The sequence below is a fragment of the Pseudonocardia sp. MH-G8 genome (assembly GCF_002262885.1).
Classification (GTDB): Bacteria; Actinomycetota; Actinomycetes; order Mycobacteriales; family Pseudonocardiaceae; genus Pseudonocardia.
In genome coordinates this window covers 992,494-1,004,409 of sequence record NZ_NKYF01000001.1, presented here as the reverse complement: position 1 = coordinate 1,004,409, position 11,916 = coordinate 992,494, and the positions used below count along the sequence as shown (strand labels likewise).

The 11,916-nt window shown below is 75.9% G+C and carries 12 protein-coding genes; 5 read left to right on the top strand and 7 right to left on the bottom strand.

What is annotated here, in order from left to right; translation table 11 throughout:
* Positions 1-12: 12 nt before the first annotated feature.
* Positions 13-339 (bottom strand): helix-turn-helix transcriptional regulator, encoded by a 327-nt coding sequence (locus CFP66_RS04745; protein WP_094920602.1) that lies wholly within the window; start codon positions 337-339, stop codon positions 13-15.
* Positions 340-425: 86 nt separating this feature from the next.
* Here CFP66_RS04745 and CFP66_RS04740 point away from each other — a divergent pair, with 86 nt between their 5' ends.
* Positions 426-1,595 (top strand): MFS transporter, encoded by a 1,170-nt coding sequence (locus tag CFP66_RS04740; RefSeq protein ID WP_094920600.1) that lies wholly within the window; start codon positions 426-428, stop codon positions 1,593-1,595.
* 5 nt (positions 1,596-1,600) lie between these two features.
* Here CFP66_RS04740 and CFP66_RS04735 read toward each other — a convergent pair whose 3' ends face one another.
* The 5 genes from CFP66_RS04735 to CFP66_RS04715 form a co-directional block, all read right to left on the bottom strand.
* A complete protein-coding gene (locus CFP66_RS04735) occupies positions 1,601-1,900 on the bottom strand; it encodes a 4a-hydroxytetrahydrobiopterin dehydratase (RefSeq protein ID WP_094920598.1) in 300 nt (99 codons plus the stop codon).
* A gap of 36 nt (positions 1,901-1,936) precedes the next feature.
* Positions 1,937-2,920 (bottom strand): hypothetical protein, encoded by a 984-nt coding sequence (locus CFP66_RS04730; protein ID WP_094920597.1) that lies wholly within the window; start codon positions 2,918-2,920, stop codon positions 1,937-1,939.
* Positions 2,921-3,069: 149 nt separating this feature from the next.
* On the bottom strand, positions 3,070-3,906 hold the full coding sequence (locus CFP66_RS04725) for an ABC transporter permease subunit (protein WP_094920595.1): 837 nt from the start codon (positions 3,904-3,906) through the stop codon (positions 3,070-3,072).
* Positions 3,903-4,892 (bottom strand): ABC transporter ATP-binding protein, encoded by a 990-nt coding sequence (locus CFP66_RS04720; protein ID WP_094920594.1) that lies wholly within the window; start codon positions 4,890-4,892, stop codon positions 3,903-3,905. Before CFP66_RS04720 ends, CFP66_RS04725 begins: the two co-directional genes overlap by 4 nt.
* A complete protein-coding gene (locus tag CFP66_RS04715; protein ID WP_094920592.1) occupies positions 4,889-5,914 on the bottom strand; it encodes a hypothetical protein in 1,026 nt (341 codons plus the stop codon). The genes CFP66_RS04720 and CFP66_RS04715 overlap by 4 nt, the downstream gene beginning before the upstream one ends.
* An 84-nt stretch (positions 5,915-5,998) precedes the next feature.
* On the opposite strand from CFP66_RS04715, the gene CFP66_RS04710 reads away from it, so the two are divergent.
* Together CFP66_RS04710 and CFP66_RS04705 are read left to right on the top strand one after the other, a co-directional pair.
* Positions 5,999-6,673, top strand: coding sequence for a response regulator transcription factor (locus tag CFP66_RS04710; protein WP_094921544.1), 675 nt, complete (start codon positions 5,999-6,001; stop codon positions 6,671-6,673).
* Positions 6,670-8,019, top strand: a complete 1,350-nt coding sequence (locus tag CFP66_RS04705; RefSeq protein ID WP_094920590.1) for an ATP-binding protein — start codon at positions 6,670-6,672, stop codon at positions 8,017-8,019. Before CFP66_RS04710 ends, CFP66_RS04705 begins: the two co-directional genes overlap by 4 nt.
* A gap of 42 nt (positions 8,020-8,061) precedes the next feature.
* Here the strand turns inward: CFP66_RS04705 and CFP66_RS04700 are convergent, their stop codons facing one another.
* Positions 8,062-9,960, bottom strand: coding sequence for a hypothetical protein (locus CFP66_RS04700; RefSeq protein ID WP_094920589.1), 1,899 nt, complete (start codon positions 9,958-9,960; stop codon positions 8,062-8,064).
* 132 nt (positions 9,961-10,092) lie between these two features.
* Here CFP66_RS04700 and CFP66_RS04695 point away from each other — a divergent pair, with 132 nt between their 5' ends.
* Positions 10,093-10,956 carry an NUDIX domain-containing protein gene (locus CFP66_RS04695; RefSeq protein ID WP_233159137.1) on the top strand — a complete coding sequence of 288 codons (864 nt, stop codon included), beginning with the start codon at positions 10,093-10,095 and terminating at the stop codon, positions 10,954-10,956.
* Positions 10,957-11,027: 71 nt separating this feature from the next.
* Positions 11,028-11,816 carry a type IV toxin-antitoxin system AbiEi family antitoxin domain-containing protein gene (locus CFP66_RS04690; protein ID WP_094920587.1) on the top strand — a complete coding sequence of 263 codons (789 nt, stop codon included), beginning with the start codon at positions 11,028-11,030 and terminating at the stop codon, positions 11,814-11,816.
* Positions 11,817-11,916: the final 100 nt, after the last annotated feature.

The following is an 11,916-nucleotide window of genomic DNA, read 5'->3' as shown; positions in this document are numbered from 1 at the left end:
GGGATCGACGGCTCAGTGGGGGGCGCCGAGGACGCCTTCGAGCAGGCCGGGGTAGAGCGCGTCCAGGTCGTCGCGGCGCAGGCACGCGATTCGACGGGTGCCCTCGGCGCGCATCGTGATGACCCCGGCCTCGCGCAGGATCCGCAGGTGGTGGGTGCGCGTGGACTTCGTGACGGGCAGCGGGATCACACCGCAGGCAACCCCGACAGCCGGTTCCTTCGCGAGCTCCCGCACGAACACCAGCCGGACGGGGTCGCCCAGGGCGGCCAGCACCTGCTCGATGCGGATCTCCTCGCGGGGCGGCTGCGGGAGCACGGCGTCGTGCTGCTCGACGGGCATGCGGAAAATTGTACGACGGCTATCGTAGTTCGACCAGTCTCGTAGTACGGTGCTCGTCGTACCAGTGCTCGGGGAGGGCCCATCGCATGTCCGCACGTACCTACCTGCTCGCCGCCGGCGCGTTCGCCGTCGGAACGAGCGCCTACGTCGTCTCGGGGGTGCTGCCGACCGTCAGCGCCGAGCTGGGCGTCTCGCTCACCGCCGCGGGCCAGCTCACCACCGCCTTCGCGCTCGCCTACGCGGTGAGCGCCCCGCTGCTGGCGACGCTCACCGCGCGCTGGGAGCGCCGCAGCCTCCTGCTGGCCGCGCTCCTGGTGGCGGCCCTGGGCAACGCCGTGTCCGCCGTCGCGACGACCTACCCGCTGCTGCTCGGTGGCCGGGTCGTCGCGGCGCTCGGAGCCGCTGCCTTCACGCCTGCCGCCACGCTGTTCGCCACCGCTCTGCGCCCGCCCGCCGAGCGCGGCCGGACCGTCGCCATCGTGTTCGGCGGGCTGACCGTCGCGCTCGCGCTCGGCGTCCCCGCGGGGTCCCTGCTGGCCGGCAGCCTCGGCTACCGCGGCGTGTTCGGGCTCGTCGCCGTCGTCAGCCTCGCGATGGCGGTGGCCGTGCGGATGCGGCTGCCGCTGATGGCCGGCGCGCCCGCGGTGCCGCTGCGCGAGCGCTTCGCCGTGGCGGCCGACCGACGCGTGCTCATGGTGCTGGCCGTCACCGTGTTCGGCGTGGTCGCCACGATGAGCGTCTACATCTACGTGGTCCCGCTGCTCACCGTGACGACCGGGCTCGGCACCTCGGCGATCGGCGGCCTGCTGCTCGTCTACGGACTCGGCGCGATCCTCGGGAACGCGTGGGGCGGCCGGGCCACCGACCGGTTCGGCAGCATCCCGACGCTGCTCGCCGTGATAGCCGGGTTCATCGTGATGATCGCGACGCTGCCGCTGACCGCGACGACCACGGTGGGCGCTGCAGTGGCCCTGTTCGTGTGGAGCGTGTTCACCTGGTCGTTCAACCCGCCGGTGCAGACCCTGCTGCTGAACCTCGCGCCGTCGGGCGGGCTCGTGCTCTCGCTCAACGCTTCGGCGATCTACCTCGGCATGGGCCTCGCGGGGGTGCTCGGCGGTGTCGTGATCGACGTTGCCGGTGTGCTGGTGCTGCCGGAGATCGCCGCCGCGCTCGGGCTCGTCGTGCTGGCCCTGCTGGTGGGCCTGCGGGCAAGGATCCGGCGTGCGCCGGTGCCGGAGCCGGTGTCCGTGGGGTGACCGGGTCAGCTTGCGGTGCGCTCCACCTCGGCGGAGATCGCCTCGGCCAGCGCGACGTCCAGCTCCGTGATGCCGCCCTCGGAGTGGGTGGAGCAGCGGAAGGTGAGTGAACGCCAGCGGATGTCGATGTCCGGGTGGTGGTCGCGCTCCTCGGCGATCGCCGCGACCCGGTCCACGACGGCGATCGCGGCGGGGAAGGACGGCAGCTCGGCGGTGCGCACGAGCGAGTCACCGTCACGCTCCCACCCGGGCAGGTCGCCGAGGGCGCGGGCGATGTCCTCGTCGTGGAGCAGGTCGCGAGCCATGGGTGCATTTTGCCGGACGAACGGCACTTTGGTCGGCTAGGAAGCAACGGAAGTGCCGTTCGTTGGGGGAAGGGCGTAGAGCGCGGGCCGAGGGCGCCGCGTGGCCTGGGCGTACGCGGCCTCGAGCTCGGTCAGGAGGGCTGGGCCGGCGCGATGGATGCGGCTCGGCGGCGTGGCGATCACGAGGATGCCGGCGGCGGTCATGGCTGAGCGCCGCTCGAGAGTGGCCTCGTAGTCGGCCGGGCTCATGTGCCATTCGCGGGAGTCGAGCTCCCAGGCCATCGCGACGTCGTCGAACCAGGCGTCGGGGACGGCGACGAAGCGGCCGGACCCGTCGACGATCCGGGGGTTCCACAAGGCGGGCGACAGCGTCCGGCTGCCCTGCAGGAATGCGCGCGCCCGGGCCTCCGCGACCGAGCGGATGCCGTCGGCGACCTCGCGGAGCACCTCGCGCGAGATGCCGGCGCCGCGCTGCACGCCGGTGTCGAGCTCCTGGAGCAACTGCGCAGGCGTCGCGCGGCCGCGCTGCACGACCTCGGCGATCGCGGAACGCACGAGATCGCGGTCGCTGCAGCGACGGGTGTGGTCGAGCACGGCACGGGGCAGCGGAGCGAGCGGCCACCGGCCCGGCTCGGATTCCGGGAGCCGGACGGTGCGCTCCACGAGTGCTAGTCCGTAGCCCACGCGCCGCCGGTCCGCGGGCACGAGGACGTGCACCGGCCCGCTCGGGGAAGGGACGCGCTCCATGCCGTGCAGCTCGAGGGCGTCGAGTCCGGTGATGAGGGCACGCGGCCCCGCGTGGACGAGGGCGCCCCGCCTGCGGTCGTCGCGGCTGCGAGGGCCGTTGTGGAGCGCGACGACGCCGGGCGCGAGCGACTGCCACGGGCCACCGGGACGGCACCGCCGGGCAATCGTTGCGCGGTTCAGGCCGAGGCTTTCGAGGTCCTTGACGCGGACCACGGTGGCGCCGCACAGCGCGGCGACGCGGTGCGATGGGAGATCGACGACGCGACGAGGCATGGCGTCCACGCTTCACGGTGCGGGCCCCGGAAAGGCGCCAACCGGTGTTCTGTGGACAGCCGGCCCCCGAGGTGGACACCACGTCTCGAACGAACGGCGCTTTCGTCGGCTAGGACGTGACGGAAGTGCCGTTCGTTGCGGGGAGGGGGTTACGCGTCGCGGCGCAGCATCCGCCAGACCGTGATCCCGCCGCCCACCGCCACGTAGCAGAGGGCGCGCATCGTGCTCTCCGCCATTCCGCCGAGGGGCAGCGGGTCGCGCAGGGCGTCGGCCGACGCCGTCCAGCCCGTGGTGAGCAGGTAGGGCTGCAGCCACTCCAGGGCCGGGATCGTGGAGAGCACCCCGAACACGATCAGCCCACCGAGCACGGAGGCCAGCACGACGAGCGGGTGCTCGGTGAACGCCGAGACGGCGAGTGCCACCGCGCCGACGGCCGCGAGCTGCCCGAGCGTCCAGGCGACGACGAGCGTCACCCGCGCGAGCGCCTCCCCGACGCCCACGGTCGTGCCCGACAGCGTGACGAGCTGCCCCTCCGCGCCGCCCACGACGACCAGCCCGGCGACCACCCCGACCACGGCGAGCGCCAGCACCGCCAGCGTGGCTACGACGAGCACGCCGAACGCCTTCATCCCGACCAGCCGCAGCCGTCCGACCGGTGCGACGAGCAGGCCGCGCAGGGTGCCGTGCGCGGCCTCGCCCGCGATGGCGTCGGCCGCGGCCATCGCGACGGCGAGCGGGAGCAGCAGCGCGAGGGAGATGGTGATCGCGGCGACCGGCAGCACCAGCCCGTTGCCCGCGACCGCGCCGATCAGGCCTGCGCCCGGCCCGTCGTCGCCGTCGGCCACCGCGACGCCGATCGAGATCAGCACCGGGACCAGCGCGAACACGCCGAGCATCACCAGGGTCCGGGGTCGGCGCACGACCCATCGCAGCTCGGCGCCGAGCAGCCGGTGCAGCGGGACGCCCGCAGGCGCGGCGGTGGTCACGTCAGCTCCTCGGTCAGGCGGGCGAACAGCTCCTCGAGGTTGGTGCTGCAGCGGCGGGCCTCGTGGACCGCGACGCCCGACCGCACGAGCAGCGCGATCACCTCGGGCGCGGGCGGACCGTCGTCCCCGACGACCACGGCCTGCTCCTCGCAGCTGTCGCGCTCGGCCCGGTAGGCCGTGGCGCCCGCGGTGCGCAACGTGCGCAGCGCGAGCTCGACGTCCGGCGTGGCGATCTCCAGTCCGCAGCTCCCAGAGGCCAGAAGAGCGTGCAGCTCACCCGCGGCGACGAGCGTGCCGGCCTGCAGGACGGCGACGTGGGTGCAGGTGGCCTCCACCTCGGCCAGCAGGTGCGAGGAGACGATCACGGTGGCGCCGGCGGCGTGCAGCTCGGCGATGATCCGGCGCACGTCGCGGGTGCCGGCGGGGTCCAGCCCGTTGGTCGGTTCGTCGAGCACGACGAGCCTGCGTGGCAGCAGCAGCGCGCAGGCGAGCCCGAGGCGCTGCTTCATGCCGAGCGAGTAGCCGCGGAAGCGGCGGTCGGCGGCGTCGGTGAGGCCGACGCGCTTCAGCGCCCGGTCCACCGCGCCGGGGATGTCCCGGCTCGCCAGCAGCGGCTCCATGGCCGCGGACCGGCACAGGTTCTCGCGCCCGCTCAGGAACGGGTGGAAACCGGGGCCCTCCACCAGCGCGCCGACGTGCGGCAGCGCCCGTCCCGCCTCGTCGGGCACGGGGTGGCCGAGCAGCTCGACCGCCCCCGCGGTGGGCCGCGTGAGCCCCAGCAACATCCGGATGAGCGTGGTCTTGCCGGAGCCGTTCGGGCCGAGCATGCCGAGCACGGACCCGGCGGGAACGGTGAGGTCGATCCCGTCGACGGCGACCGTGCGGCCATACACCTTGCGCAGCCCGACCGCCCGCGCCGCGACGTCCCCGACGGGAGCGGCGCCCGCCGTGGCGGGCGCCGCGGAGACCGATGGCGTGCTCGTCACCGGGCCAACGCCTCGGTGAGGACCTGCTCGGGTACGGCGCCGGCGGCGATCCGCCCGTCGTCGGCGACGATAGCGCTCGCCACGGCGGTGCTGATCAGCCGGCCGCTGCCCCACGGGCCGGTGACGGGGCTGCCCAGCTCGGCGAGGTCGGGCACGCCCTCCGGGCGCTGCGCGTCGGGACCGGTGGGGACGGTGGAGACGAGGACGGTGTCCCAGCCATCACCCACCATCGTCGGTTCCGCGTCGCCTCCGGGCCCGCCCGGGTGGTCCTCCGGGCGCTGCGCGTCCTCGACGGTGGCGCCCGGTGGCGGCGTGAACGTGAAGAGCTCGGGGTCCTGCGGGCCGAAGGTGATGTCGGTGAACCCGATCCGCATCGCCGGCTCCGACGAGCCGGTGGCCACGACCGTGAGCCGCAGGGGCGTGCGGTGCTCCCCGTCGACGGCGACGCGCACCTCGCGCAGCAGCGTGCGCTCCGACGACGCGGGGGTGAGCACCAGCTCGTAGGCGGCGCGCCCGGCCACCTCGGCGGTGCCGTCGACCCGGATCTCGCTCGTGGGGCGCAGCGCGGCCAGCGCCTCGTCGGCCGCGGCGCTCGGGTCGGCGCCCGCGGCGTCGCGCGCGCCCTCCGGCGACCGGGTGACCGTGCGGTCGGCGGAGTTCCAGGACCAGAACGTCTCGCCGTCGGAGACCAGCGTGCGCTCGCCCGACTCGGTGGGCAGCTGGATGCGACCACGCTTCTCGCCGTCGGACCAGATCCGCGCCGTGCTGGTGCCGTTGGCCGCCTGGGGCATGCCGGGCAGGGCCGGCAGCCCCAGCGCGTTGTCCAGCTCGGCCGTGCCGCCGAACGCGACGGGCTCGGCGGCCAGCACCGAGCGGACCAGCTCCTCGGGATCGACGGGGGGCAGTTGCGGTTGCGCGCCCGCCCCGGCCGGGGCGGCGAGCAGCCCCAGCCCCACCGCGCCGGCGACCGCGATTCCTGCGGCGACCGTGCGTCCCGTCCTGCTCCTGAGCCCTGTGGCCATGGGCATAGCGTGACTGACGTCCGCTGAGAGTGTTCTGAGGTGGGCGGATGCCCCGGTGCCGTAGCGTTCTGGCACGTGGCGCGCGTGCTGGTGGTGGACGACGAGCCGGGTATCCGGACGGCGGTGGCGCGGGGGCTGACCGCGGAGGGCATGGAGGTCGTGGCGGTCGCCGACGGCCGTGCCGGGCTGGAGGCCGCGCTCACCGGGAGCTTCGACGCCGTTGTGCTCGACATCATCCTCCCGGGTCTGTCCGGGTACCGGGTGCTGGAGCAGTTGCGGGCCGCGGGCGTGGACACGCCGGTCCTGCTGCTCTCGGCGAAGGACGGCGAGTTCGACCAGGCTGACGGTCTCGACCTGGGGGCCGACGGCTACCTCGTGAAGCCGTTCGCGTTCGTCGTCCTGGTGGCGCAGCTGCGGGCGATACTGCGGCGCCGCGACGCCGCGCTCGGCCGCACCGGGCAGCGCGTTCGGCTCGGACGGCTGCTCGTCGACCCGGCGGCGCGCTCGGTGAGCTGGGAGGGCGACGTGGTGGAGCTGTCGCCACGGGAGTTCGCCCTGCTGCACGCGCTCGCCAGCCGCCCGGACACGGCGGTCGCGAAGGACGAGCTGCTGCGCCTGGTGTGGGGCGACGAGCAGGCCGCCAGCCGCAACGTGGTGGAGGTCTACGTCGGCTACGTCCGACGCAAGCTCGACGCCGTGGGCGCCGGGCACGTGCTCAAGACCGTGCGCGGCTACGGGTACATCGTCGAGTCACCATGAGTGCCGTGCGGCGTTGGTGGTCCGATCGACCGCTGCGGCTGCGGATCACGCTGGTGGTCGGGGCGGTGGCGGTGATCGCCCTGCTCGCGTTGAGCAGGCTCGCCGTGAGCCTGCTCTACGACACGATGCTCGGTGCCGCCGACGCCGAGCTGCGCGGCGACGCCCAGGTGGTGGCCGACAGGCTGGCCGAGGGCATCCCGGCCGAACAGCTGAGCGTGCCGGAACGGCGCATCGTGGACACCGCAGGCGTGCCGATGGACGGCGGACCCCGCCTGCCGCTCGGGCCGGAGGAGGTACGCGTCCTCGCGGGAGGCGCGGCGTTCAGCGTCGGCGACCTGAAGGAGCTGCGCCGCTGGCTCGCGGTCCCCGCAGTCACACCGGACGGGGCCACCCGCCTCGTCATCGTGACCTCCGACATCGTGGGCGGCGCCATGCTGCTGGCGCACGCCGCGTTCGGTCTCGTGATCGGGGCGCTGCTCGTGGCCGCCGCCGTGGTGCTCGCGGCCTGGCTGGCCACCCGCGCCGCGCTGCGCCCGGTCGACCGGATGCGCACCGCGGCCGCCGCTCTCCCGCCGGGGGAGCGGTTGCCGGTCCCGACCCCCCGTGACGAGCTGCGCGCGCTCGCCGAGGAGTTCAACGGCCTGCTCGCCCGCCGGGACGACGCCGTGGCCCGGCTCGAGCGGTTCACCGGCGACGCCGCCCACGAGCTGCGGTCCCCGGTGGCCGCGATCCGCGCGCAGGCGGAGGTGGCCGTCATGCACCCGGACCCCGCGCTGACCGAGGACACGCTGCACGCCGTCGTCGACGAGGCGACGCGGCTCACCACGATGCTCTCCGACCTGCTCGCGCTCGCCCGTGCCGACGCCGGGCAGCGCCCGCCCGCCGAACCGGTCGACCTCGTGGCGGCGGCGCGTGCCGCGATGGCGCGGGCCGACTGCGTGGCCGTCGACGAGCCGGTGCTCCAGCTCGTCGCACCCACGCCGGCCGAGGTGGGGGCGAGCCCCTCTGAGGTGGCCCTCGTGCTGGACAACCTCGTCGGCAACGCCCGTCGCTACGCCCGCTCCCTGGTGCGCATCAGCGTGCTGCCGGCCGGGCGGGTGGTCCGGCTGCTCGTCGAGGACGACGGACCCGGTATCCCGGAGGGCGACCGGCAGCGGGTCTTCGACCGGTTCGTGCGCATCGCACCCGAGGCCGGCGGAGGCGCCGGCCTCGGGCTGGCGCTGGTCGCAGCGCTCGTGCAGGGGCGCGGCGGGATCGTCTCTGCGGGGGCGACCCCCACCGGGGGAGGCCGCATCGAGGTGCGCTGGCCCGCGCTCGCGGTCCGGGAACCCGCGAAGCAGGCCTGATCGGCACGACCCGCACCTACCGGGCCGCGCCCCACGATGCCCTCAGGGGTAGCGGCGCGGCGGCGCGATCTGCTGGTCCTGCTCCTCGAGCGGGGTGCGGGACGGGCCCGGCACGTCGGCGTCCGGCAGGTCGCGCGGCGGGATGCGCACCGGCTGCGCGCGGCCGGTGTCGTCGGTGGACGTCTCGTCCCGTGCCCCCCGCATGAACTCCGGCAGCCCGGGCTGGGTCTGCTCGAGGCCCGCTCCCGCGTCCGGAGCGGCGTGCCGCGCCGGCCACCCCTCGGGGGCACCGGTGGGCGGGGACGTGGTCGGCGTCGTCCCGGGCGCGCCGCCGCTCGACGGCGTGCTCGAGGGCGACACCGGCACCGGGACCGGGACGGAACCGGGCGCCACCGGCCATCCGGGCGGCACCGGGAGGCTGGCCATCGCGGGAAGGGCCGGGGCCCCGGACGGGCCGGCCGTCTGCTGCGTGGCCGGGGTGTCGGGCCCAGCGGCCTGGGGCACCGCCCCGGCGAGCGGCACGGGTCGCGCGGCCGGGGGGTCCGCCTGCTGCTCGGTGGTCGGGTCCGGCCCGGTCGGTCCGGTCTGCGTCGGCCCGGTCGACGGGGACGCGTCCCGGCCCGTGTTCTCGGGGGCGGGCCGCGGCCAGGTGGTTCCGCCGTCCGCGACGGGCGCGGCCGCGTGCTGCTGCTCGCCGGGCTCGGTGGCCGGTGCAGCAACAGCCGCCGGAGCCTCGTGCGGTGCGGCCGTCGTGGCGTGCGCGCCCTCGGCGTCCGCGCCGTGCCGACCGGTGTCCGACGGCGAGGTGTCCGACTGCGAGGTGCCCGACTGCGAGGTGCCCGACTGCGAGGTGCCCGACGGCGAGGTCGCCCGGCCGGTCTCCGTCCCGCCGCCCGCGCCGGTGCGGTGCTCGCCGGTGGATGCGGCGGTAGGCGATCCGGCGTCCGGACCGCGGTCCTGCGCCTGGTGGCCGGCGGGTACGGCCGCCGGGGTGGTCGCGGGTCCGGCGGTGCCGGGGCTGCGGTCCTCGGCGAGGGCCGCGTGCTGGAGGGTCTGCTGGGGGGCCTGCTGCGCATGCGTGGGCGGCAGCCCGGGATCGGCGTTCAACACGGCCGCCGCGGCCCGGGGGTCGGGCATCGCCTGGTTGAGCAACTGGCGGCTGGTGTCGAGGTGGGAGGCGAGCCGCTGCCGCAGCGCGTGCAGGTCGTCGACCTCGCGCTGGGCGTCGTCGACGGTGCGGCGCACGGCCTCCCGGGCGTCGACGAGCACGGAACGCGACTGGTCCTCGGCGTCGTCGATCACGCGGCGCGCGGTGCGCATCGCCTCGGTCTGCATCTTGGCCAGCTGGGCCATGGCCTCGCGGCAGCGCAGGGCCAGGACCTGGCGGAACTCCTCGTCCTCGGCGGCCCGCCGGGTGGCCGCCTCCTCGTCGAGGCGGGCCCGCTCCTCGGCGGCGGTGCGGCGCAGCTGCTCGAGTTCGGACTCGTCGCGGGGGCCCCGCAGCTCGTCCTCGTCGAACCCGAAGCCGCCCACGTCACCGGGCTCGGCGCCGACGGCGGCGATGATGTCGGCGGCGTGCGAGGCCGCCTGCGCCGAGGCGCCCGCCCGCATCCCGCTGAACTCCTCGCGGGCCAGGCGCAGCATCACCTGGAGCCGGTCGTTCATGCTGCCGACGGTGTCCGGCGGCCCCGACAGCACCCGCAGCTCGCCGCGCAGCCGTTCGACCTCGGTGCGGGCGGCGTCCAGCTCCTTGCGGCAGGACGTGAGCTGCTGGTTCAGTTGGGCCGCCTGCTCGGCCGCAGCAGCGCGGTCCGCGGCGAGGATGGTGGTCTCGGCGTCGATCCGGCTCAGGTGCGACGCGACCTGGTCGGGGTCGTACCCGCGGCGCACCACGGCGAACGCGGGGGCGGCGGGGATCGGCGCCTGCTGAGGTGCAGCCATATCGATCACGGTACGAGCGGCGCGCCGCCGCGGTCCCTGCCCGAGGGCGATTTCACCTGGTCGTGGCCCTTCGGAACGCCGACGTGGCGGGTCCCGACGGAGCGTGTGCGCCGGCGCTGCCACGATCGGGGCGTGCCTGTCCTGCGCTCGACCGTGCTGATCGACGCTCCGCGCCGCACCGTCGCAGGCGTCCTGCGGGCCGCCGCCACCCATGCCGAGGCCCTGCGCCGGTGCGGTCACCGGTTCGCGGCGCGCAACGCGCTGCTGCGGCTGGGGGAGGAGGTCCGCATCGGCGTCCGGGTGGCCCCCGGGGTCCGCGTGCCGGTGCGCTCGCGGGTCGTCAGGGTGGACGCGCAGGGCATGGAGACGGTCCTCGTCGGCGGGCCGCTGCGCACGCTGACGCACCGCGTGACGCTCACCGCCACCGCCGCCGGGACCCTCGTGCTGGACGAGGTGGCCTGGACGGCGCCGCTGGGCGGGTTGGGGCGCGTGGGGGACGTCGTGCGGGGGCGGCAGCTGGTCCTGCGGTTGCTGGCCGCGCGGTCCGAGGTGCTCGTCGAGCGCGCGGCGGAGGTGTCGGGCTGGCCCGTCGTCGTCGCCACCGCGCTGCTGCGTGACGGCACCGTCCTCGCGGCGCAGCGCACGCGGCCGCCCGCGCTCGCGGGTCGCTGGGAACTGCCGGGCGGGCGGGTCGAGCCGGGAGAGGCGGAGCCCGCGGCGGTGGTGCGCGAGCTGCGCGAGGAGCTCGGCGCCCTGGTGCGGGTGACCGGGCGCATCGGTACCGACATCCTCCTCGACGACATGCTGCTGAGGGTGCACACGGCCGTACCGGTCCCGGGTGGCCCGGAGCCGCGCCCGCTGGAGCACGCCGCCCTCCGGTGGGCCGGCGCGGCGGACGTGCCGGGCATCGAGTGGGTGGAGGCCGATCGCGCCGTCGCGGCCGACCTGGTGGCCCTGCTGCGCGAACGCTCCACGGGCGGCGACGGCGAGCGCTGATCCCCGCTGATCGGCGTTCACACCTGTGAATCCCGTGGAACCGCGCGGGTGCCGGCGTCGTCGATGCCGGCATGTCCCTCGACCTCCTCATCGCGCGTCAGGCGGGCGTCGTCTCCCGCGACCAGGCACTGCGGGCCGGTCTCAGCGGCGCGGCCGTCGACCACCTGCTGCGGACGCGCCGGTGGCACCCGCTGCACCCGTGCGTCTACCGGGTCCCTGGGCACGGTCGCGAGGACGAGGCGCGAGCCCGGGCGGCGCTGCTGTGGGCGGGGGACGGGGCGGCGCTGTGCGGTGCGACGGCCGCGTGGTGGCTCGGGCTGCTCGCCCGGCCACCCGCCACGCTGCGGCTGACCGCGCCCACGCGGCGGCCCCCGCGCGCCGGAGTGGCGGTCCGCTGCCGGCCACTCCCGGTCGAGGATCGGGTGCTGCACCGCGGCGTGGCGGTCACCGCGGCGGGGCTCACCGTCCTGGAGGCGGCGCGGGAGCTCGGCGGCAGGGAGGGGGAGTTGCTGCTCGACCGCGCACTGGAGGAGCGCGTCGGGTGGGCCGAGGTGCTCGGGGCGCACGCGCGCCACCCGACGTCCGCAGCCGCCCCGCTGCTCGCAGGTGCGGCGGCGGAGGCGGCGCTGGTGCGGTTGCTGCGCACGTCGGGGCTGCGCGGCTGGCACCGGCACCCCGGCAGGCGCGCGGTCGTCTTCCCCTCCGCCCGCGTCGTCGTGGAGGCCGCGCCCGGGTGCACCGACGGCGCGGCCCGTGCGCAGCCCGCATGCGACTCGCGGGTTCTGCGGTTCGGGCGGGGAGAGCTCGCCACCCGGCCGGAAGCGGTGCTCGCGGCGGTCGCCGGGGCCGTCGGCGCGTGATATGCACCACTGAAGGGCCCGGAACGGGCCTTCTACCGCCGGTTCCAGGTGAGGCTGTCCTCACTCCGGCGGCAGGGCGCCCCGGCGCACAGGCTACCGT